Below are 20,863 nucleotides of genomic sequence, written 5' to 3'. Positions count from 1 at the left end.
CCTAAAAGGTCCGGTTCATCAAAAACTCGGCAATGCTTTTCAGGGCGCTGGTGTCACGGTTGAGATCCATCAGCGCGGCGATAGCATCAAACGTCAGCGCACGCACACGAGTCTGGGCTGCATCCATGCCGTGGACGGCGGGATAGGTCATTTTATGCTGTTCGGTATCGGAACCGGTGGGCTTGCCCAGCACGTCGTCGCTGGAAGTTTCGTCGAGAATATCGTCGGCAATCTGAAAGGCCAGACCGATTTTCCGGCCGAACCGGCTGAGTCGATCCAGCTCTTTTTCATTGGCCCCGGCAGCGATGGCTCCCATGCGGACCGAGGCCTGAATGAGAATGGCGGTTTTGTTCAGGTGAATAAATTCGACGAGATCCGCATTGGGGGCTTTGCCTTCCGCGGCGAGGTCTTCCACCTGTCCGGCAATTACGCCGCGTGAGCCGGCGGCGCGGGCGAGTTCAAGGCCCAGTTGCGCATTGCCGAATTCTGCCAGCAGTTCAAAGGCCATAATCATGAGGGCATCGCCGGCCAGTACGGCATTGGCTTCGCCGTATTGGATATGGCAGGTGGGTTGCCCCCGGCGCAGATCATCGTCGTCCATACAGGGGAGATCGTCGTGGATCAGTGTGGAGCAGTGGTAGAGTTCCACGGAGACCGCCGGTTTTATGACATCTTCGGCCGTTTTTCCAAGGGCTTCGGCTGCTGCGATGGCGAGGATCGGGCGGATGCGTTTGCCGCCGTTGAGTACGCTGTAGCGCATGGCCTCGTGCAGCAGGGCGGGGCGGACATCTTTTGCGGGAAGCAGCTGTTCGATAGCGCGGTCGACCTGCGCCTGTCTTTCTTTCAGGTAATCGGTAATCATGGGGGCTGTGTATAGGGAAATTTCCAGAGGTTGGAAACTTCCAAAGGCTGGAAACTTCCGGAGGTTGGAAATCGATCACGGTGCAAAGGCGTTGAGCAGTGTGCCCCAGCTGTCGGCCCCGCCGTCGACATCGTTGCGCAGCGTGTCGGAGAGTCCGAAAAAAGTGACGGCGGCGGCTTCCGTCAGCGGATCGCGCCAGATCTGCACCACTGCCTGACGGGATGCGCGGATTTCTTCGTCTTTGAGTCCGTTGTTGTCGATGTCGGTTCCGGTCTGGGCCAGCAGCAGAATGGTATAGGATGTGTCGCGCCAGCCGAACAGGCGGTAGGTATTGGCCACAAGGGACTCTTTCTGAGCGTCGGTCAGCAGGTTCCAGTCCGGTAGATTATCAGCGAGTGCATAGCCGGCGTGGGAGCGGTTTTTCCATTCGGGGTTGGTTGCCCGGGCCAGATTGGCGCCGAGAATTTCCGCCTGCCCGGCCGTGATTGCTCTGGAGTCGCCGAGAGGGGCCTGCCAGAAGGCGGTGGCCAAAACGTTGGAGTGGGGGGAGTTGATATTAATATAACCGGGGCCAATGGGGGCATGGGTCAGATCTTCCGGGGTGTGGAAATAATCCAGGACAGGATCGGGCGTTTCGCCGGCGGCGTAGAGGCGGACGGTATCCCATGGTTCGCCGGTCGATAAAAAACCGAGTTCGGCGGTGTTGGTCATGGGCCGGTTGGCGCAATAAAACAGAATGGAATTCTTGTCAATCAGGTCCGCTTCCTCGCCCCAGTCTTCGATGGCGTTGACGGCATGCGGGGTGGAATCCTGTTCCTGCCAGTCGGCGAGGAAATCGTGATTAATCCGTGGATCGCGGCAACTGTAGGCCACGGTGGAGTCGGAACCGCTCTCCGATACGGGAAGCTCCAGTTCGATATCTTCGACGCGGTCCACGGGTTCATCAAAATTGATTTCAATCGATTCATTGAGGAAGAAGAGTTTGACGGGGTCGGTCGCTTCGCCTTCGTAGAAGGCCGTTTTGAGTTCCAGAGTTTCATCATAATTGAATTCAAACAGATATTCTGTGAAGGCACCGTCGGTATTGGAAGCGTACTCTGTTAAAGGAAAAATGATCGCCTTGGACATATTGGTATAGCTGACGACGAGCGTGGTGTAGAGCGACTGGCCGGCATACTCTTCGCCGTCCAGAATTTCGAGGTTTCCTGATTTTGAGTCCGGAGTTGTTGAGATGTTGGCTGCGAAAATTTCCATGAAAGCATCATCCGGCACATCGTTGCTGAATGGATACCAGGTTTCGACGTACAGTTCTCCGGAGATTTCATAGTGTACATTGGTCGGGTCAATGACGTTGTGGTCGAATACGACATTATCGAGGCGTATTTCGTTGATCATGGGGACGGCTTCGGGGCTTGAGCCGTCGAGTGCACGTGGAACGCTGTCAGCATCGATATAGTCGAAATAGTTATTTACAATATGTTCCGTCTCATCGTCAGAAAAACCGCACTGTTCTGTCAACATTTGTTCAAACTCGTCAGCATCGGTGTTTTCCGTCAGCAGCAGATGCTCCGTGCGGTTTGAAGGGTATAACGAGAAGGTATTGAACGATGCGATGTCGCCGCCGATAGCGCTGCCGCGTTCGGATGAATTGAGGGTTTTAATGTCACGCAGGGATTCGAAGCGTTTCCACGCCGTATCGCGGTTGTGGATCAATGCGGTTCCGGCATCCGGTGCCGGGACTGCATTTCCGTCGGCATCGATCAGTTGGGCGGAAGTGTTGAGCTCGTCCAGCAGTTCATGGGACAGTTTGATTTCTTCGGGCGAGCGTCCGTTCCGTCGCCGCGTTTCCGCATCGCCGATGCTGTTGGCATCGAGCAGGCCGGAGGTGTTCACCACCACATAGGCTATACGTCCGATTTCGGTGTTGTCCGCAGAAACCGGAATCCATTCTGCGGTGGACCATGCTTTTTCGTATGCGGTTCTAATCGAATGGTTGCCCAGCGGAAGATAGTTCTCTTCGGTGGAAAGGTTCACGTTTCCGGCAATGGGGAAACCGGAGCCGTCGCCGGAACCGAAGGCTAAGCGGGCGGGATAGTTGGTGCCGAAGGCGACATCGATATTTTCCATGGCGTCTGCAAGCGCGGTGTGGAGCATCTGAGTTGCGCGCGCGTTTTCCAGATAGTTCCGGCCGGCGAGCCGGTCGGTTCGGCTGCGGGCGGCAAAGGCCAGGATCATTACTGTGAGCAGTGCAAGAAAACCCAGAGCGATAATCAGGGCGGTCCCTTCTTTGGTTGGAGGTCGTCGGCTCATTCAAACTCCAGCAGGGAAGTTCCAAGGTTCGGGAGATATATTCTGCGGGTATAAACCTGTTCGTGGGTGGCGAGAAAATGTTCAGTTTCGTCATTGCCGCGCGTTGCGTAAATACGCATGGCCTGCCGCATATCTCTGGCGGAGGACAACCCGATGATGACATCAACAAAGCGGGGCTGGGGGGCGTTGGATTCATTGCCGTTGATGCGGAAATTCATGAAGGTGAGCACCGCCTGTGCGGTGAGGCCGTCTGCGTCTTTGAGTTCTTCGGTATATTCCCGGTCCGAACGAAAATCGGGTTTTGTGCCGTTGTAATATCCGGATTGCCGGATCAGATTTTTACGTGCTGTTTGGGTGCCGGTCTGCACGTTGGCGATATATTCAAAAACAACGCATCGGTTAAGAGCCGAAACCAGATCGAGGCTTTGTTTTGAACGGATCTGAACGGGTGCGAGATCGCGCGGTGTGCCGAGGATCTGGCGACGGGTGGCGGTGGAGACAAAGTAGAGGGCGTCACCGACGGAAACGGAATCAACGCGGAAAGGGGCGTTGGTGCGGACCAGAGCCTGACTGATGTCGGTCTGCAGATTGTCGAGCACGAAGCGGGCTGCTTCATCGAGCAATGCATCATCGCCACCGCGTGTGACTGCTGAGGTGCTGGTGGTGAAAATGCGGGAAATCATCAAGACTACGAGGCTCAGAATGACGAGCGATACCATCAATTCGAGCAGGGTGAATCCGCGGCGGGAGGAGCGGGGCGGCATTATTCTTTCCTCCAGTTGTAAATTCGCGTCTGGAATATACGCGGGTTACCTTCGGCGGTGTAGCCGGGCCAGACCTGCAGCTCTGCGGTAATGCTGTTCCGGTCCTGCGCGAGATCGAGTTTATAGGTGACGGTGAAGCGTTCGGCGGCATTGCCGTCACGGCCTTCCGCGAAGGAGGTGAAACGGGCGATACGGCCGGTTTCTATATCAACGGCTGTTCCGTCGTAGTCGAGCAGAGAAAATGAACCGGGGAGGGCGTTCAGCGCCTTCCAGTTTTTGGCATGGAGATGATTGAGGACGAGGTCGGAAAAACTGACGGTATTCAGATCGTCGCGGGTGCGGTGATTGGTGTCGAGGGTGGAGACGAGCAGACCGATGATGCTGACGACGCCGATGCTGATGACGAGCAGGGCGAGCAGAATTTCCATGAGGGTGAAACCGGACTTTTTCATTCTGCAGTTTCTCCCAGGAGTTGAAAATCGCCGTCGTTTTCTCCGTAGACGGTATCCAGAATGAGGCTTTTCCCAAAGGTTGTAAAATGGATCTGTTTGCCGGGGCAGGGGTTGAAAATTTCGGGTCGGCCGTTGATGACCGTTCCGGCGGCGAGATGGATGTGGTGACTGGCGGCGGCGATCTCTCCGGTCGGTTTGAAACCGAGGGTGATGTAGGTGGTGCCGTCGATTTTGAGTTCGTTGTTTTTATTGAGCGCACCGTCCCAGGGATCGTTCCCGATTTCGAAAAGATTTTCAGAGGGATTGGCATCCGGGTCGATAAGAATGCCTTCGGGGAGCCGCTCCCAGTCTTTGACAAAATAGCCGTCGTCCTGTGTGACCGGCGGGCTGGAGATATCGATGGCGAAAACGGCGTAGCTGCGGTAGGCCAGCTCCGGATCGGTGATGTCGTCATGGAAGATGAGATAGGCGGGTTCTTTGTGCGTTACGGCGTGCTGGCGCGCAAGCTTGGCGGCGGAGTGCAGGGCGTTGGTGGCGGCTTCCAATCTGCTCTGACCGGTAATGCCCGAGAGCATCGGCAGTGTAATGGCCGACATGATGCCGATGATCATGATAACGACCAGCAGTTCGGCCAGCGTGAAGGCGCTCTTGGATTGGAAAGGGGGATTCCGCATGTGGGAAACATAGCGGTCGGAGCGGGGCTTTCCAAACTTTGGAAGATGGATTTTTTTGCGAATACTGAATAAACGTGAGGGGGTCTTGACTCCGTTATATGCTCTGTTAAAAATAGACCGTTTTTAGTTCCATACCGCATTTTTCAAAACAAGGAGAAATATAAATGGCTCAGAAGAAATATGTCTACTTCTACGGAGTTTCCAAAGAACTCACGGAAGGCGACCAAAGCATGAAAGCGGTTCTCGGCGGCAAAGGGGCAAACCTCGCTGAGATGGCAAACGCCAATCTTCCGGTTCCTCCCGGGCTCACTATTACCACAGAAGCCTGTGCCTATTATTCCAAGACCGGCGGAAAATATGCGCCGGAAATGGAAAAGCAGCTGAAAGTCCAGTTGCAGAAACTGGAAAAAGAGACGGGGAAAAAACTGGGTGATGCCAAGGATCCGTTGCTGGTGTCCGTACGTTCCGGTGCGGCGGTTTCGATGCCGGGCATGATGGATACTGTGCTGAATCTGGGTTTGAATGATAAGGCGGTACTGGGTTTTATTGAGCAGTGTGGCAACGAACGTACCGGCTGGGACTGCTATCGCCGCTTCATCGATATGTTCGGCGATGTGGTAATGGGTCCGTATACCGGCCTGACTCACCACGATTTTGAAGTGGAACTTGAAGCGCTGAAGAAAAAATACAAAGCCAAGGAAGATACCGACCTGACGGCGGAGCAGCTGAAAGAGCTGACGGAAATCTATAAAAAGGTTTACCAGAACAAAGTTAAAAAACCGTTTCCGCAGGATCCGTGGGAACAGCTCGACCTTTCCATTCGTGCCGTATTTGGCTCCTGGGGTTCCGAGCGTGCTGAAAAATATCGTCAGATCAATAAGATCTCCGGTCTGATGGGCACGGCGGTGAATATCTGCACCATGGTTTTCGGTAACATGGGTTCCCGATCCGGAACGGGAGTGGCGTTCACGCGTGATGGCGGAACCGGCCACAGCAAACCGATGGGCGAATATCTGATCGATGCACAGGGGGAAGACGTTGTTGCCGGCATCCGGACACCGAAGCACCTCGATGATATGCCGAATGAAGATGATCCGGTTTGGAAAAAAGCCTACGCGGATCTGCAGAAAATTATGACGCGCCTGGAAAAACATTATAAATATCCGCAGGACGTCGAGTTCACGGTGCAGGAGGGCAAGCTCTACATGCTGCAGACCCGTAATGCAAAACGTACCGGTCTGGCGGGGGTACGCTGGGCCGTTGAAATGGCTACCGGGCAGGATGTCTTCACCGGTGAAAAACAGCCCAAAATTCTGAATCAGAAAGAAGCGCTGATGACTGTGACTGGCGAAGACCTTGAACAGCTTTTGTTCCCGATCTTTGACATCGCGGCAGAGAAAAAAGCCAAAACGATTACCACAGCCCTTCCGGCAGGGCCGGGGGCCGCTGTGGGTAAAATTATGTTCGAGGCCGATGAGGCCGAAGCGGCTATCGACAAAAATGCCGATGAAAAGATCATTCTTGTTCGCCACGAAACCAGTCCGGAAGATGTGGGCGGCATGTGGGCGGCACAGGGCGTACTCACCTCTACCGGCGGGATGACGTCGCACGCTGCCGTTGTTGCACGCGGCTGGGGGAAATGCTGCATCTGCGGTGCCGGTGACCTCAAGATTGATTACAAAAAGAAAACGGTTACGGTTGGTAAAAAAGTATTCAAGCAGGGGGACTGGCTCTCGCTGAATGGTTCCACCGGGATGGTTTATGAAGGTCAGATTCCGACTCAGGTCAGTCCGGTGGTTTCGGCGGTTGTGGATGGTAAAGCTTCTGCCAAAAAAGATCCGATCTTCAAAATGTACGAACAGATCTCCAAATGGTCCGATACCAACCGGAAGATGAATGTCCGTACTAACGCCGACTCTCCGGCAGACTCCGCGGCGGCCCGTGCATTCGGCGCCGAAGGAATCGGTCTTTGCCGTACCGAGCATATGTTCTTCGAAGGGGATCGCATCTGGGCTATTCGCGAATTTATTCTGGCGGATGACGAAAAAGCCCGGAAAGCCGCGCTGGCCAAACTGCTGAAGCATCAGCAGAAAGATTTTGAAGGCATCTTCAAAGCCATGGACGGCCTGCCGGTAACGGTACGCCTGCTCGACCCGCCGCTGCATGAATTTGTTCCGCATACCAAAAAAGATCAGCAGGAAATGGCCAAGCGCCTCGGCGTTCCGGCCAAAAAAGTGACCGAACGTGTGAAGGAACTTCACGAATTCAACCCGATGCTCGGCCATCGCGGTTGCCGCCTGTCGATTACGTATCCGGAGCTCTGTGTCATGCAGACCAAAGCCATCATCGGTGCCGCCTGCAAAGTCGCTAAGCTCAAGAAGCCGGTCAAAGTCCTCCCGGAAATCATGATTCCGCTCATCGGAACCAAAGCCGAGCTGGACTTCCTTGAAAAAATTGTTCGAGAGAATGCCGAGGAAATTATCGCGAAAACTGATTCTAAAGTGAAATATATGGTCGGTACCATGATAGAAATTCCCCGCGCTGCGCTTACCGCAGATGAAGTGGCGGAAACTGCAGAATTCTTCAGTTTCGGAACCAACGATCTGACGCAGATGACCTTCGGCTACAGCCGGGACGACATTGGATCCTTCCTGCCGGACTATCTTGGCGAAAAGATCCTTCCGGCCGACCCGTTCCAGACGCTGGATCAGACGGGTGTCGGTCAGCTTGTAAAAATTGGGGTTGAGCGTGGTCGCGAAACTCGCCCGGGCCTCAAGTGCGGTATCTGCGGCGAACACGGGGGGGATCCGGAAAGTGTGAAATTCTGCGCGAAAGCCGGGCTTAACTATGTGAGCTGCTCTCCGTACCGCGTGCCGATTGCTCGTCTGGCTGCGGCACAGGCTGCAATCAAAGGCTAAGTATTTGATAAAAAAACAAAAGCTGGGAAAGCCCAGCTTTTGGATAAAGTTCAAAGCCCGTTCTTTTGACGGGCTTTTTTTTGGGGGATGGAATGTTTCATACCTTCGAAGGTGTGAGAGATATTTTTATAATAACCTTAAAAAATCATGTTTTATTTCATACCTTCGAAGGTATGTGTCCAGTTCTGGGAATGTTTTGATGCCGTGCTGAAGAGAGAGGGCAGTCATGTGACCGCCACTTGTTTCGCCGATTCGAGTTGAACCCTAATGAGGGGAGATAGAAATAAGCTCAGGCTGCCGTTTTCTGAACGCTGCGGTTGGCATGTCGGGCGATGGCCTGCCGCAAACGGAAGTGTGATCCGCCCTCCAGTTTGAGGAAGATATGATGTCCCTTTCGGGTCTGGAGGATATAAACGGGCCGTTTAGAGTGTTAGCGGTTGAGCAACAGCAGTCCGTTGAATAGCATGTTGCTCCATGAAATTTCGTTTCGTGCAGCTAACCGTAGGTAGTGTATGGCTTCCAGAGGTATTCGAGATACGGGAATCAGCCCTAAAAAACGCCGAATGAGGTGTGTTCCGCGCATTTCATACGAAAAGGGCGAACTTAACGATACGGGGGAAATACATGTTTTTCCTATTGTCTTCTTTGGTATTTTCTTCCTCATAAGGTGGAAGATATTAAGCATGCTGCATGCCATAAAATGGTTTAACTTTAACGGGTTACCGGAAACGATCAGCGCTTTTTAATGCACAGTGCCAGCAGATAGGCGATCCCGGTGAGGACGATAATGGTGGCACCGGCCGGAAGGTCGGGGCCATAGCTGAGGCCGAGACCGCAGAAGGTCAGCACTGCGCAGAGTCCGGTTGCCAGCGCCATCATTGAACCCATGCGCCGGCAGAACCGTCCGGCAATTGCGGCCGGCAGCGTCAGCATGACGATTACCATCACAATGCCGACAATCGAAACCATAAGCACCACGGTCAGCGCGGTGAGGGCGAGCATGAGAAAATAGAAAAACTGGGTGTTTATACCGCGCAACCTCGCAAACTCCTCGTCAAAACAAACCGCAACAAACTGTTTGTGGAAGAGTAGCGCAATGCCGGCAATAAAGAGGTCGAGCCCGGCGATGGCCAGCAGATCACGGGAGGTAACGAGCAGGATATTGCCGAAAAGATAGGCCATCAGATCTTCTCCGTAGCCCGGGGTTTTCGCAATAAACAGGATGCCGATAGCCATGCCCAGCCCCCAGAATGCACTGATGACGGTATCAATGCGTTCTTTCGCTTTCATATTGACCCAGCCGATGATGAATGCGGCCAGCAGGGCGGCAATCAGCGCACCGAGCATGGGGGTCATGAATTGCCAGTCGTGCACCACCTGCATATAACGCGCAAATCCCATTCCGCCGAGCACACAGTGAGCGATGCCGCCGGCCAGATAGGTAATGCGCCGTGTTACGACGTAGGTGCCGACAATGCCGCAGGAAATGCTGACGAGCAGTCCGGCGATCAGGGCGTGCTGCAGAAAGCTGTGCCGAAGCAGGGCCTGGAAAAACTCAGCCATTATCGTGCTCCTGATCGTGACGGACGGCGTGGACGTGTTCCCCGTACATGTCGTGAATAATGTTTTCATCAACTTCAGAAACCGGATGGATATGTACCTCCCGGTTCACACAGACGACTTTTTCCACATAGCGCGAGACATAGGCGACATCGTGCGAAACCACAATGATCGTCAGCTCTTTGTTCAGTTCCTGCAAAAGATCGTAGAGTTCCTGCTCCACATAGTCATCCAGACTGGATGTGGGTTCATCGAGCAGCAAGAGTTTCGGTTCAGACACCAGCGCGCGCGCAATCAGCACGCGTTGCTGTTGGCCGCCTGAAAGTGCAGAAAGCGGGCGATTTTCCTGCTTATTGAGTCCAACGCGTGCCAGCATGGCTCGTGCGGCCTCGCGATCGGTTTTGGAATAAAAGCCGAAACTGCGGGTCTTACCCAGCCGGCCCATCAGCACCACATCCAGCGCCGTCACAGGAAATTTGGCATCCAGGTTGGCATACTGCGGCAGATAACCGATCCACTTCCGGCCCAGATCCGGCGTTTTTCCAAAGATTGAAACAGAGCCCGACTGCGGTTCCAGTAAACCCAGCATAATTTTCAGCAGGGTTGTTTTGCCGCCACCGTTCGGACCGACCACTGAAATGAATTCTCTCTCCCCGATAGACACATTGGCGTTTTCCAGTACCGCCACCGGGCCGTAGGAAAAATTCAGGTTTTCAATATGGATGGGAATACTCATGTTTTATCTCAGCCACGAAATACATTAAGGTCGTTCAGTCCTTTTTCGTGCATTTGGTGTATTTCTTCGTTGGCGTCATTCATATGAAGAAACAACAGCTTCGGCTATTTGGCGGAGGTTGGCAACCACATCTTCGTCCAGAGGATCCAACTGAACCACACGGCCGCCGATGGCATCCGCGACAGCCCGCGCACTCTCCATAGGAAACTGCTTTTGAACAAAAATCACCTTCACACCATCGGTCTGGGCCATTTCGATCAGATTCGCCAGTTGGCGCGGCGAAGGCGATTTCCCGTCGAGCTCAATCGGCACCTGCACCAGACCATAGGCATCCGCAAAATAGCCGAAAGAGGGATGGAATACATAAAACCGCTCCGCTTTATACGGGGCCAGTTTTTCAGTCGTTTCCGCATCGAGAATTTTCAAGGTGTGGATCAGCGCGTCATATTGTACCTGATTCGCCAAGCCCGAAGATTCAAGTTTTTTCTGCATGGCGGAAGCCATCTTCACCACATTACGCGCACTCAGCCAGATATGCGGATCGCTTTCGCCGTGGTTATGCGAGCACTCCTCGCCATGATGCGCATGCGGCATCACCCGTTTTTCAATTGCATCATCGGTTTCAATGATTGGAAGATCAGGATAAAGCGGCCGAATTTTTTTCAACAAGGCTTCTTCAAATGGGACACCCACCGTAAACAGCATATTCGCATCGCCCAGCGCCGCCAGCTGTCGCGCCGTCGGTTCATACGAATGCGGCGATTGACCTTCGCCTACCAGCGTACGGATTTCCATGGTGTCGCCAACCAGAGTTTTAAGAATGCCCGCCTGAGGCGGAATACTCACAAATACCGTCGGATGTTCGGTTTCTGCCGTCTGTTTCGGGGAGCATCCGGCCAGAAGGAGTGACGCTAGAATTAATATGGGACCTTTCATGTGCGGTATTGATACTTACCCCTTCCCGAAAGACAACAATTCTTTACGTATTTCGTCGGTCGGCGAAGCAACCCGCAGCCGTTTATTCCGTCCGGTCTCGCCCGAAAGAATTTTAATCGCGCTCTTCGGGATTTTCCAATGTTTGGAAAGAAACTTAATCAGATAGGCGTTGGCCTTGCCATCCACCGGCGGTGCCTGAATCCGCACCTTCAGCGCATCGCCCATCAGGCCGGCCAATTCATCGCGCGATGCCCGCGGCACCGCCCGCACATTCAGGATCAAATGATCCCCTCTGTCATCAAACCACGACATATATACCTCCATACATCCCGGCATCTTTAACAAATCCATACCAAAGGCAATCCTGTTTTCCGGGTGTAAACTGCGGGCATGGACTTTACTTGCGAAGGATAGTTATTCGGTGGCGGCAATTGGTCGCGCCCCGCCCGGGGCGCGTGGATTGAAGTTTTCAGGAAGGTCGGGAGGCGATTTTTAAAGAGGTTTTGAGGATTGAAATTGCGTTGATCTGGATTTTTAAGATTCATAGCGAGGAGTATGGTCTGGAACCAAATCTTGAGCTGGTGAGTGTTAATGATTAGGGTGCTCCGTTCAAATTTCGGTTAGGAAGGAAAGTGGTATGTGTGCGCGTAGATTTTCAAAGGTTGCGGTTTTAATGGGGGGAATTTCGTCGGAGCGGGCGGTTTCGCTGAAGTCAGGGGAAGCCATTGCGCAGGGATTGCGTGACGGTGGCTATGAGGTGACGGAGGTGGATGTTGTTTCAGAGGATTTTCAGCTGCCGGATGGAATTGAGGCGGTGTTTGTGGCATTGCATGGCCGGTTTGGTGAGGACGGGGGAATTCAGAGTCGGTTGAGGGAAATGAAGCTTCCGTTTACGGGGTCGGGGCCGGAGTCGAGCCGCATTTCATTTGATAAGATTCTGACGCGGAGGGTGCTGGAGGAAAACGGGATTCCGGTTGCGCCGGGAGAGGTGTTGCAGTGTTCCATGGATCGGAAATTGGGAGTTCCGCTGGTGGTGAAGCCGCCGCGGGAAGGGTCAAGTGTGGGGTGTCATCTGGTTGTTGAAGAGGCTGGTTTTGGGGAGGCGTTTGCGGATGCGCAGCAGTATTCAGAAGAGGTTCTGGTGGAGGAATATATTCCGGGGCGGGAGCTGACGGTGGGGGTGGTGAACGGTCGGGTGCTTCCGGTGGTGGAGATTATTCCGGAGTCGGAGTGGTATGATTTTGAGGCGAAGTATGTGACGGGTGATACGCATTATGTCTGCCCGGCGGAGCTGGGGGCGGAGATTACGGCGGATCTGCAGGCGCTGGCACTGCGTACTTTCCGGGCATTGGAAGCAGATACGTTTGGGCGGGTGGATTTCCGGCTGTCGCCGGAAAACCGGCCGTATGTGCTGGAGCTGAATGCGATTCCGGGGTTTACGGCGACGAGCCTGCTTCCAAAGGCGGCGGGGGCGGCGGGGGTCGGTTTTTCCGAGCTTTGCTGTAGCATCATGGAACGGGCTCATCTATAGTGTCGCGATTGTTTCAGGAGCTGGTTTGCATGGCGGCGGTAAAGAAGAAAACAACACGGAAAAAAACACATTATGTGCGGGCGAAAAAGCGCGGGGTGGACGGCGGAACCCGGGCGCGCCGCTCGGTTTCGGTTGTTTTTCTGCTGCTGGTTCTCGGGGCGATCGGTTTCGGTATTTTTTCGGGCTTTAGATGGGTTGGTTACAAACTCTATGCGGGCAATCCGCGCTTTGAAATTCAGCATTTGGAGATTTCGAGCAATGGCCGTCTGAAAGAGGATTTTATCCGTGAAACGACGGGATTGCGCGAGGGGATGAATTTGTGGGATCAGTCGTTCCGTGAGATCGAAAAGAAGCTGGAGGAAGTATCCCAGATTGAATCGGTTTCGCTGGAACGCAGGTTGCCGCATACGCTGATTATCGAGGTGAAGGAACGGATGGCGGTTGCCCGGATTGAGGGGGTTAAAAAACGGGGGCTTCCGTTGCGGGTTGATCGCTACGGTTTTGTGATGCCTCCTTCGATCAAGTCGAAGAGTCTGCCGTTGATCAAGGGGCTTGATACCGAGCTGCTTCTGGGGGAAGCTGTTGGGGTCACCGATGTGGAGACCGCGCTGAAGATCATCGGCATCTGTGAGAGTTCGGGGTATCTGCGGACCTATATCCAGATTGAGACGCTGGATTTGAAATATTCTGATTTTATTGATATGCGGCTGCATGGGGATATTCGTGTGCGCATGCCGCGTTTTTCGCTTAAGCCCAAACTGCAGAATCTGGCGACGCTGATTAAAATTGCCAATGGCCAGGGGCAGCGGGTGAAAGAAGTGGATCTCACGCTGGATTCGGCCAAAGTGCCGGTGACCTATTATTAACCGGTGAACGATGGCTCTTGACGCAACGGCAGTTCTGGAAATCGGCACAAGTACCGTCCGCACTATGGTGGGCGAGGTGCGCGATGATGGTGTGGTTTCAATTATCGGCATTGGCGAGACCCAATCGCGCGGTATCCGAAAGGGTGAAATTTATAACCGCGATGATGCGATTAAGTGTGTGCGCAAAGCCATAAAATCGGCGGAGGAAAATCGGCGTAAGAGTATTCATTCGATTGTACTGATTACTTCAGGCGGGCAGGCGATGGCCAAAAAAAGTACAGGGTTCCACCGTTTGGTGGATCCGCTGGAAAACCGCCTTTCGGAAGTTGATGAACAGGATATGGATGAGGTGGTGGAAATTGCCCGCAAGGTGGCACTACCCGATAACCGGATCAAGCTGCATACGCTGCAGCAGTATTTTCAGCTCGATGATACGGTGAATATTACCAACCCGGCTGGTATGGCGGGGGAAGAGCTTCGGGTGGATATGCTGACGATTCATGCGAAACGAAGTGCTGTGGATAATTTTCGAAAACTGGTCGATGACGCTCCAATTGCCTGTTCCGATGCGGTGTTCAGCGGACTGTGCTCTGCTCTGGCGGTGGTGACGGATGAGCAGAAAAAGGCGGGCGTTCTGGTGATTGATATCGGCGGCGGGACTACCGATTTTACGTTGTATCATGACGGATTTATTCAGGCGGCCGGATCCTTTGCGGTGGGTGGAGATCACGTGACCAACGATATTTCTGTGGGGTTGCAGATTCCGCTGAGTCAGGCGGAGCTGGTGAAGCAGAAGGACGGCAGTGCGCTGACCAATCTGATGGAGCGGGATCATAATATTTCTATTCCTGCGGCGGCGCAGGGTTTCAGCGGAAAAATGGTTCGGGCGGTGACGCTGAATACGATTATCAATGCGCGGATGGAGGAGATTTTCACGCTGGTGAAGGAGGCTGTGGAAGTGCAGTCGCCAAATGTCCCGCTGAGTGCCGGTGTGTTGCTGACTGGTGGCGGTTCGTTTCTGAACGGGGCGCGTGATCTTGGACAGAAAGTATTTAACGTTCCGTGCATGCATGGAAAACCGTTTGATGTGCAGGGGCTGCCGTCGGCAAAGGATGCCCCGCTCTATGCCAGTCATGTTGGGGCCATCCGCTATGCGGCATCGCTCAATCGCCCTGTGGAAAAACGTTCGCTGGGAAAAACCCTGCTGAATCTGTTCTGGGGAGGTTCCGATGAGTGAGCAGCGGAGCGGAAAGAGTGAAATTCATGTTCCGAAGATGCTGGTGATGGGTGTAGGCAGCAGCGGGGCCCGGGCGGTGGCGGCGATGGTTGCCCTCAAACCGGATCTGCAGGCTGTGGCGATTGACACCGACACCAAGGTGCTGGATGCGCTGGACATGGAAAATACGATTCATGTGGGTGCTACCATCACACGCGGACTCAGCTCTGGCGGCGATGTGGAACTGGGCCGTCAGTCGATTGAAAAGGATTCTTCAAATATCCGGAAACAGTTGAGAAAAATCGATCTGCTCGTAATGGTGGCAGGGTTGGGCGGCGGTACGGGTTCGGGCGCAGTACCGGTGATTACCCGTATCGCACGTGAGGCCGGTGCGCTGGTGCTGACCATGGTTTCCATGCCGTTTAAATTTGAGGGGACGAAAATACGTCGTACTGCAGAGGATACCCTTGCGCGTATCCGTACCCATTCAGATGCTATTATTCAGATTCAGAATGAACGGCTGGTCGACCGTTCCGATGCGGAACTGCCGGTGGAACAGGCCTATGCCCGGAGCCACCAGGTAATGATGGATGGTATATTTTCGATCAGCCGTCTGTTGAGTCGACACGGAGTGGTCGGGCTTGATTTTGCGTGTATTCACACGATGCTGCGCAACTGTGACGGATTTTGTCATTTCGCGAGTGCCGATGGAGCGGGAGAAGGCCGGGCTGCTGCGGTCGTGGACGCTCTGACGACGCACCGACTGCTGAATAAAGGACGCATGCTGGAGTCGGCAGTAGGCATTGTGATTGGGCTGACCGGTGGCATAGACCTGAAGCTGGCTGAGGTGGATGAGGTGCTTTCCAGACTGCAGGAAAAACTGCCGGAGGACGTATGGATCAATTTCGGTGTAGCCACGGATCGATCTTTTGAAGGACGTCTTTCTGCGATCGTACTCGTTGCTGAAGCATGGAAAGAACCGCTGGTAGACAGCCAGCGTCAGCGGGATCTGTTCAATAAAAACAGTCACCCCGCGCAGGGAGAACTGTTGCTGGAAACGACCGGCAAAGGGGAGTTTATTCATACAGATCCGACGATTCATAACAACGAGGATCTTGATGTGCCGACCTATATTCGCCGTGATATCAAACTTCCCAGATAGGCTGGATAAAGTTATCTGAGGGGTCAGCTCAATATACACAGCTTCGAAGGTGTGGTTATTAATATCCAAATATATTGAGTATATAAGAGAATAATTTCACACCTTCGAAGGTGTGGGAGATATTTTCTACTGCATAAAAAAGTTGGTGGCTTTTTCGTGCCCGATGGTGCTGTTCTCCCCGTGACCTGGAAAAATCTGAATTTCATCGGGAAGCTGTTGAAGTTTTTTCAGTGAATTTTTCATCTCCCGCGGGTTGCCGCCAGGGAGGTCGGTGCGACCGCACGACCCTTTGAACAGGGTGTCGCCTGTGAGTATAAATCGACCCTCTGGAAACAGGAGGCAACAGCCGCCGGGGGTATGGCCGGGCGTTTCCAGACATTGGAAATTCAGGTCGGCAATCGTCCGGTTCTTGGAGGTTTCCAGCCAGTGGATGTTATCTGTTTCGGGGCTGCGCGGGCGTGGATAATAGGGGGGGCTCTGGTTTCGGTCATCAAAGGCCCATTCCCAGTCTTTCGAATGGACATAAATTGGGGCGGGCCGGAGATCGTACAGATCGGCGAGTGCGTTGATGTGATCGTAGTGTGTATGGGTCAGTACATAGGCGGCGACTTCGAGATCGTGCTGTTCCAGGCATTGGGAAATGTGATCTGCGTCGTCGCCGGGATCGAAAACAAGGGTTTTTCTATCGGTTCCCCAGACGAGGTAGCACATTTCCTGATATGCCCCGGTAGGAATGGGCTGAATATTCATATCATTTTTCAGGGGGATTTTTCAGTGCACCGCCGGGTTTACGGGTGTAGACGCAGTGAATGACGATGTTTCCTTTAAGCTTTCCGCTGTTTTTTCCGGCAGGCTGAGCAGTCAGCGAGCGGACATCGTAACGGACGCCCTGTTGCTGAAGTTCGGTAAGGAAGTCAACGAGCGCCTCGAGTTCACCGTCCCAGACACAGTTGATGGGAAGTTCAAAAAGGTCGCCGGTCGGTTTTTCCGTGCGCGGCTGGCTGCGGGTGATATGCAGGCCGTGTTTTCCGGCAATGGTGTTGACGGTTTTCATCAGCTCGGGCGATACCGATTTCTGTTCGGTATTGAAAACGCGGAGATCCTTCTGAAGTTCGTTGAGTTCCTCGATCCAGTTTTGCTGCATGCGAATTCGTGCTTCATCGAGTAGGATCTGCTGCCGCAGATTTTCAATTTTTGTTTTATTGGTTCGGTGCACCGCCATTTTTTTGTGGATGACGACATAGGTTAAACCGCCCATGATCAGGGCGAGGGTGGCGACGCCGAGAACCATTTCCCGTTGAGAGATTTTCATGAACTCTCCTCCTTCCTTGATAGAGGAAGGGTGACTGAAAATACCGCGCGTCGGACGCCTTTTGTGGTTTTTTCGGTAACGGATTCATTACGAACGCCGTCGAACAGATCAGATTTGTTCAGAGTGGTGTAGAAATCGGTAATGATACTTTTATCGCGTCCGGTTCCGCGAAGGGTTACGCCTTTATCTTTGGAATAGTTATAAGAGACAAATTCAATATCACCGGCGGGCAACAGGCGGGTGGCTTCGCGCAGGCATTCGAGCGAGGAGTAGGTGCGGTCTGAGGCGGCTTTTAGTTTTTCGAGCTTATTTTTATTCTGTGCTGCCTGCGCCGCAAGCGGTGCAATGGCCGCAGCCTCTTTTTGGACAGATGCCAGCTTCATATCGCGAATTTTAAAGACGCTCAGGAATATGAGCAGTATGCTGAGCCAGACCGCGGCAATACTGCCGGTCAGAATAGCAAACTGTTTGCGCATTTTACGGTTTTTTTCCTGCTCAAGCCATTCTGCGGGAATCAATTCAATGTGCGGTTCTGCGCTGAGTGTGCGCCGCAGGATTCCTTCCGAGAGAGGCGGCAGCTCCGCGAGTGTGCTGTTTTCAATTGTTACACCGGTTTTTTCTGAGAGTTCGGATACGAAGACCGGCGGAAGATGTTCGAGCGTCCAGAAATGGATATTTTCCGGTGCGGGCAGGTCGTATTCCGCATCAAGTGTGGTCAGGGTGTAGCTGAATTCGTATGCCAGTTCAGCCGGTATTTCGGGGTCATTCAGGCTTCCGGCCAGCGGACGGAAGGTCAGCGGCTGCCCGTTGTGCAGTACGGCAAGGACGAGATCGATTCCATCGTCGATCACAATGATCTCGCACTCGTTTCCGGTGAGCCGTTTTTCGTGTTGCAACAGATTCAGCCAGCCGAGCACCCGTGCATCAATACTGTGAATACGGATTCCATGTTTTTCAAACACTTCGCCGATATGGTTGATCTGTTCTCGCCGTACGGCGCTCATCAGTACCCGGGAGGTGTCGGCGCCGACACTGAGCATTTCGTGGGATACCGCCAGCAGATCTATCGGAAAAGGTGAGATTTTATCAATCTGAAAGCCGACCATATCGGCCACTTCTTGCGGGTCGGTCGAAGGAAAATCCATTGTGCGCATCAGGAGAGCTGAGGCTTGTACAGCCACTGTTACTTCGCCTTTGAAGTTGTCCGCAAAATTCGGGAAATCGTTCGTTTCCAGGTCTTCCGAAGCCAGCGAATCCGGCAGGTCGATATCGAGCCGGTTTTGACTGACCGGTTCGGTACCTTCCTGTGAAATCTTCACAGAGGTCCATTCAATTCCATCGGGTGTCCGGCATACCGCCGTCACCGTTTTCTCGCGGAACTTATTTATTTTGCTTAACAGGTCCTTCATTCCAGTAAACTACCACGGAGTCCTTGCTTTTCATGAGGAAGATTGCCTCGATCTGATATTGCTGACCGTAAATATCTCCCACAGACGTTACCTTCACAAAACTACTTTGCAATTTAAATTTTCCGGCATCGGCACCGACCTGCTCGAGCGAGCGGATCCCGTCATCGAGCGTGCCCGCTTCCATGTCCTCGCCCATGCGTGCTTCAAACACACTTTCGAGCTCCCAGTCTTCGTATTCCGAGTAACTGAGCAGCAGGTCTTCCGAGGCGGTGTTCAGGTTGACTTTGCCGTCACCCCAGACGGTGAGAATGTCATAAATGCCGAAAATTTCGTCGCTTTCCTCATCGGCTGGTTTGCCGTACAGGATTTCGGGCCCCCAGTTTTTGATGAGCAGCAGTTCTTCAACGCTGTCAAGCGGGCCGTTTTTTACGGGATAACCGGCATCCTGATAGAACGGATCGTCTGATTCGGCCCCGTTGAGCTGATGTTCGTCGCTTTCATCGGTCCAGTCGATCAGGCAGTCGATCATGGCGTCCCAGTCGGTGTTGGGAACGTTGGCCATTTCGAAAATATCCAGCCATTGGTCGCGGGTCAGCAGGTTGATGTTGCGGCCGGCTTCAGCGGATTCAATGGCAATGGTAAATTCACTGCCGTCGTCGAACGAAAAGGTACGGTTTACCGCGAGGCCCCGCTGGACAAAAAGAGCATCTTGCATGAAGCCATCTTTATCTTCGTCCAGATCTTCAATTTCCAGCTGTTTTGCCTTCGCCTGTTCGTCGAGAATGGCGCGGGCATATTCCAGCCCGGAGTGGGCCATCATTTCCGCCCGCCATTTTTTACGTTTGTACGAAACCAGCATGGCCTCCAGATTCACTTCAAAGGCAAATGAGCCGATGATCAGCCCGAGAATCAGCAACACCATAATGGCCACCAGCAGGGCGGCCCCTTCTTTATTTTTTTTCAGTTGGTTGATTCGCTTCTGCATGAGTTTATTTCAGGGAAGGGCCTGTCAGTTTATCCTGCACCGATTCCGCTACGGGAATCTCAAGCACGCGCATGAATGGAATAGGATCTTCGTCCTCATCGTCGGACGCGACATAGATGGTGATCTGAATCCGCTCCGGTACAGCATTTTCCTTTTCCCATTCTTCGGTCCACTCCTCGTTTTCAAAATCCCAGACCAGGATTTCCAATCCCTGGACGGCCGTGGAAACCAGAATGGGTTCGGCCTCAAATTCACTTTCTTCATCTTCAACATCGGGTACCGCCGGGAGCGCTGTTGCAAACAGAGCTGGGGCCCCGAATTCTTCATCAATAAAAAGGCGGAGTCGGTGCGGGCCGCGGGCAAAGGGCGAATCGTAGGGCATCATTGCACCGCTGGAGGTGACAAAGCTGATGGAATCCGCCGGAAGTCCGCCCGAAGAATCTTTTTCAAAGGTAAAGGCGTAGGTTTTTCGCGGATTGAAAAAATAGATGGTCGAGTTAAGTGCTGATTTAATCTGCTGCATGGCGAAATCGCCGTGTTTGATGCCGTCGATGACCTCAATGCCGCGCTTCCACCCGCGCACGGTGCCGCTGAATGCTTGAAAAGCAATCGACATCGCAATCACCAGTAAGGTAAGTGCCACCAGCAGTTCCAGCAGGGTGAAGCCTTTGCGGTATTTATTCAGATGGATCGTGGCAGCATTCACTATCAGAAATTCCGGGTTAATTGGTCTGGCTGGTGACGACTTCAGCATTCGGGGCATAGCGGAACATTGTAATTTCCTCAAAGGCATCGCGGCCTTTTTCCGACCACGTCACCCGCAGCGTTACCAAAAAAAGACCCGGGCGCTCCTCTTCATCAAAAAAACGGATTTCACGGAACCAGGTATAACCCTCCATCTCTTCAAAATCACCTTCTTCGATTGTTTCCGCCACATCGACTTCTTCAATCGGGTAGAGCATGTCAATTTGTTGAATCAGGCCACGGGCCACATCACGGTTACGCGCTGTGCGGACCACCGACAGGCACTGCGACATTGCCGTCATCAGTGCCGAAACGCCGACGCTGAGGATCACCAAGGCCAGCAGGACTTCCACCAATGTGAGTCCTAATTTGGATTCGTGAGCATGCTTCATAAAAACCGAAAAGAATCATCCCAATTTGGCGGCC

General features: G+C 53.3%; 20 protein-coding genes. 5 read left to right on the top strand and 15 right to left on the bottom strand.

Going from position 1 to position 20,863, the window contains the following annotated elements; all coding sequences use genetic code 11:
• Window position 1: 1 nt before the first annotated feature.
• The 5 genes from P9H32_RS04480 to P9H32_RS04460 all read right to left on the bottom strand — a co-directional run bounded on the left by P9H32_RS04480 (window position 2) and on the right by P9H32_RS04460 (window position 5,062).
• Window positions 2-862, bottom strand: a complete 861-nt coding sequence (locus P9H32_RS04480) for a polyprenyl synthetase family protein (RefSeq protein WP_322607677.1) — start codon at window positions 860-862, stop codon at window positions 2-4.
• A 75-nt stretch (window positions 863-937) separates the two neighbouring features.
• Entirely contained in the window at window positions 938-3,172 is a 2,235-nt protein-coding gene (locus P9H32_RS04475) for a hypothetical protein (RefSeq protein ID WP_322607676.1), read from the bottom strand.
• Complete coding sequence (locus P9H32_RS04470; protein ID WP_322607675.1) at window positions 3,169-3,936, bottom strand: PulJ/GspJ family protein; 768 nt, start codon at window positions 3,934-3,936, stop codon at window positions 3,169-3,171. Before P9H32_RS04470 ends, P9H32_RS04475 begins: the two co-directional genes overlap by 4 nt.
• Window positions 3,936-4,388 (bottom strand): type IV pilus modification PilV family protein, encoded by a 453-nt coding sequence (locus tag P9H32_RS04465; RefSeq protein WP_322607674.1) that lies wholly within the window; start codon window positions 4,386-4,388, stop codon window positions 3,936-3,938. The genes P9H32_RS04470 and P9H32_RS04465 overlap by 1 nt, the downstream gene beginning before the upstream one ends.
• A complete protein-coding gene (locus P9H32_RS04460; RefSeq protein WP_322607673.1) occupies window positions 4,385-5,062 on the bottom strand; it encodes a prepilin-type N-terminal cleavage/methylation domain-containing protein in 678 nt (225 codons plus the stop codon). Before P9H32_RS04460 ends, P9H32_RS04465 begins: the two co-directional genes overlap by 4 nt.
• 164 nt (window positions 5,063-5,226) lie before the next feature.
• Between P9H32_RS04460 and ppdK the strand changes: the two genes are divergently transcribed.
• The gene (ppdK, locus tag P9H32_RS04455; protein WP_322607672.1) at window positions 5,227-7,980 is read left to right on the top strand and encodes a pyruvate, phosphate dikinase; all 2,754 of its coding nucleotides are present in this window, start codon (window positions 5,227-5,229) and stop codon (window positions 7,978-7,980) included.
• Window positions 7,981-8,712: 732 nt separating this feature from the next.
• On the opposite strand, the gene P9H32_RS04450 is transcribed toward ppdK, so the two are convergent.
• The 4 genes from P9H32_RS04450 to P9H32_RS04435 all read right to left on the bottom strand — a co-directional run bounded on the left by P9H32_RS04450 (window position 8,713) and on the right by P9H32_RS04435 (window position 11,524).
• Entirely contained in the window at window positions 8,713-9,543 is an 831-nt protein-coding gene (locus P9H32_RS04450) for a metal ABC transporter permease (RefSeq protein WP_322607671.1), read from the bottom strand.
• Window positions 9,536-10,276: a metal ABC transporter ATP-binding protein gene (locus P9H32_RS04445; RefSeq protein WP_322607670.1), complete on the bottom strand. Its 741-nt coding sequence runs from the start codon at window positions 10,274-10,276 to the stop codon at window positions 9,536-9,538. Before P9H32_RS04445 ends, P9H32_RS04450 begins: the two co-directional genes overlap by 8 nt.
• Before the next feature lie 75 nt (window positions 10,277-10,351).
• Window positions 10,352-11,212, bottom strand: coding sequence for a metal ABC transporter solute-binding protein, Zn/Mn family (locus P9H32_RS04440; protein ID WP_322607669.1), 861 nt, complete (start codon window positions 11,210-11,212; stop codon window positions 10,352-10,354).
• Between the two features lie 15 nt (window positions 11,213-11,227).
• Window positions 11,228-11,524 carry a DUF167 domain-containing protein gene (locus P9H32_RS04435; protein WP_431311696.1) on the bottom strand — a complete coding sequence of 99 codons (297 nt, stop codon included), beginning with the start codon at window positions 11,522-11,524 and terminating at the stop codon, window positions 11,228-11,230.
• Window positions 11,525-11,849: 325 nt separating this feature from the next.
• On the opposite strand from P9H32_RS04435, the gene P9H32_RS04430 reads away from it, so the two are divergent.
• Genes P9H32_RS04430 through P9H32_RS04415 form a run of 4 tightly spaced genes read left to right on the top strand, consistent with a single transcriptional unit; the run spans window position 11,850 to window position 15,987 of the window.
• Complete coding sequence (locus P9H32_RS04430; protein WP_322607667.1) at window positions 11,850-12,743, top strand: D-alanine--D-alanine ligase; 894 nt, start codon at window positions 11,850-11,852, stop codon at window positions 12,741-12,743.
• A gap of 29 nt (window positions 12,744-12,772) precedes the next feature.
• The gene (locus P9H32_RS04425; RefSeq protein ID WP_322607666.1) at window positions 12,773-13,609 is read left to right on the top strand and encodes a cell division protein FtsQ/DivIB; all 837 of its coding nucleotides are present in this window, start codon (window positions 12,773-12,775) and stop codon (window positions 13,607-13,609) included.
• 10 nt (window positions 13,610-13,619) lie between these two features.
• The gene (gene ftsA, locus P9H32_RS04420) at window positions 13,620-14,846 is read left to right on the top strand and encodes a cell division protein FtsA (protein WP_322607665.1); all 1,227 of its coding nucleotides are present in this window, start codon (window positions 13,620-13,622) and stop codon (window positions 14,844-14,846) included.
• On the top strand, window positions 14,839-15,987 hold the full coding sequence (locus tag P9H32_RS04415; protein WP_322607664.1) for a cell division protein FtsZ: 1,149 nt from the start codon (window positions 14,839-14,841) through the stop codon (window positions 15,985-15,987). Before ftsA ends, P9H32_RS04415 begins: the two co-directional genes overlap by 8 nt.
• A 126-nt stretch (window positions 15,988-16,113) precedes the next feature.
• Here the strand turns inward: P9H32_RS04415 and P9H32_RS04410 are convergent, their stop codons facing one another.
• The 6 genes from P9H32_RS04410 to P9H32_RS04385 all read right to left on the bottom strand — a co-directional run bounded on the left by P9H32_RS04410 (window position 16,114) and on the right by P9H32_RS04385 (window position 20,829).
• Window positions 16,114-16,737: an MBL fold metallo-hydrolase gene (locus tag P9H32_RS04410; RefSeq protein ID WP_322607663.1), complete on the bottom strand. Its 624-nt coding sequence runs from the start codon at window positions 16,735-16,737 to the stop codon at window positions 16,114-16,116.
• 1 nt (window position 16,738) lies between these two features.
• Entirely contained in the window at window positions 16,739-17,299 is a 561-nt protein-coding gene (locus P9H32_RS04405) for a type 4a pilus biogenesis protein PilO (RefSeq protein ID WP_322607662.1), read from the bottom strand.
• Window positions 17,296-18,618 carry a PilN domain-containing protein gene (locus P9H32_RS04400; RefSeq protein ID WP_322607661.1) on the bottom strand — a complete coding sequence of 441 codons (1,323 nt, stop codon included), beginning with the start codon at window positions 18,616-18,618 and terminating at the stop codon, window positions 17,296-17,298. The genes P9H32_RS04405 and P9H32_RS04400 overlap by 4 nt, the downstream gene beginning before the upstream one ends.
• A gap of 61 nt (window positions 18,619-18,679) precedes the next feature.
• Complete coding sequence (locus tag P9H32_RS04395) at window positions 18,680-19,693, bottom strand: type II secretion system minor pseudopilin (RefSeq protein ID WP_322607660.1); 1,014 nt, start codon at window positions 19,691-19,693, stop codon at window positions 18,680-18,682.
• Between the two features lie 4 nt (window positions 19,694-19,697).
• Window positions 19,698-20,399: a prepilin-type N-terminal cleavage/methylation domain-containing protein gene (locus tag P9H32_RS04390; RefSeq protein ID WP_322607659.1), complete on the bottom strand. Its 702-nt coding sequence runs from the start codon at window positions 20,397-20,399 to the stop codon at window positions 19,698-19,700.
• A 16-nt stretch (window positions 20,400-20,415) separates the two neighbouring features.
• The gene (locus P9H32_RS04385; RefSeq protein WP_322607658.1) at window positions 20,416-20,829 is read right to left on the bottom strand and encodes a type IV pilus modification PilV family protein; all 414 of its coding nucleotides are present in this window, start codon (window positions 20,827-20,829) and stop codon (window positions 20,416-20,418) included.
• Window positions 20,830-20,863 lie beyond the last annotated feature (34 nt).

It is taken from the genome of Pontiella agarivorans (genome assembly GCF_034531395.1).
GTDB lineage: Bacteria > Verrucomicrobiota > Kiritimatiellia > Kiritimatiellales > Pontiellaceae > Pontiella > Pontiella agarivorans.
The sequence above is the reverse complement of the archived record's forward strand: the minus strand, read 5'-3'. Positions and strand labels throughout refer to the sequence as shown.

Bases quoted from the DNA above. Each gene is read 5' to 3' on its own strand.
- P9H32_RS04480 (WP_322607677.1), bottom strand. From the start codon at position 862: ATGATTACCGATTACCTGAAAGAAAGACAGGCGCAGGTCGACCGCGCT.
- P9H32_RS04475 (WP_322607676.1), bottom strand. From the start codon at position 3,172: ATGAGCCGACGACCTCCAACCAAAGAAGGGACCGCCCTGATTATCGCT.
- P9H32_RS04470 (WP_322607675.1), bottom strand. From the start codon at position 3,936: ATGCCGCCCCGCTCCTCCCGCCGCGGATTCACCCTGCTCGAATTGATG.
- P9H32_RS04465 (WP_322607674.1), bottom strand. From the start codon at position 4,388: ATGAAAAAGTCCGGTTTCACCCTCATGGAAATTCTGCTCGCCCTGCTC.
- P9H32_RS04460 (WP_322607673.1), bottom strand. From the start codon at position 5,062: ATGCGGAATCCCCCTTTCCAATCCAAGAGCGCCTTCACGCTGGCCGAA.
- ppdK (WP_322607672.1), top strand. From the start codon at position 5,227: ATGGCTCAGAAGAAATATGTCTACTTCTACGGAGTTTCCAAAGAACTC.
- P9H32_RS04450 (WP_322607671.1), bottom strand. From the start codon at position 9,543: ATGGCTGAGTTTTTCCAGGCCCTGCTTCGGCACAGCTTTCTGCAGCAC.
- P9H32_RS04445 (WP_322607670.1), bottom strand. From the start codon at position 10,276: ATGAGTATTCCCATCCATATTGAAAACCTGAATTTTTCCTACGGCCCG.
- P9H32_RS04440 (WP_322607669.1), bottom strand. From the start codon at position 11,212: ATGAAAGGTCCCATATTAATTCTAGCGTCACTCCTTCTGGCCGGATGC.
- P9H32_RS04435 (WP_431311696.1), bottom strand. From the start codon at position 11,524: ATGTCGTGGTTTGATGACAGAGGGGATCATTTGATCCTGAATGTGCGG.
- P9H32_RS04430 (WP_322607667.1), top strand. From the start codon at position 11,850: ATGTGTGCGCGTAGATTTTCAAAGGTTGCGGTTTTAATGGGGGGAATT.
- P9H32_RS04425 (WP_322607666.1), top strand. From the start codon at position 12,773: ATGGCGGCGGTAAAGAAGAAAACAACACGGAAAAAAACACATTATGTG.
- ftsA (WP_322607665.1), top strand. From the start codon at position 13,620: ATGGCTCTTGACGCAACGGCAGTTCTGGAAATCGGCACAAGTACCGTC.
- P9H32_RS04415 (WP_322607664.1), top strand. From the start codon at position 14,839: ATGAGTGAGCAGCGGAGCGGAAAGAGTGAAATTCATGTTCCGAAGATG.
- P9H32_RS04410 (WP_322607663.1), bottom strand. From the start codon at position 16,737: ATGAATATTCAGCCCATTCCTACCGGGGCATATCAGGAAATGTGCTAC.
- P9H32_RS04405 (WP_322607662.1), bottom strand. From the start codon at position 17,299: ATGAAAATCTCTCAACGGGAAATGGTTCTCGGCGTCGCCACCCTCGCC.
- P9H32_RS04395 (WP_322607660.1), bottom strand. From the start codon at position 19,693: ATGCAGAAGCGAATCAACCAACTGAAAAAAAATAAAGAAGGGGCCGCC.
- P9H32_RS04385 (WP_322607658.1), bottom strand. From the start codon at position 20,829: ATGAAGCATGCTCACGAATCCAAATTAGGACTCACATTGGTGGAAGTC.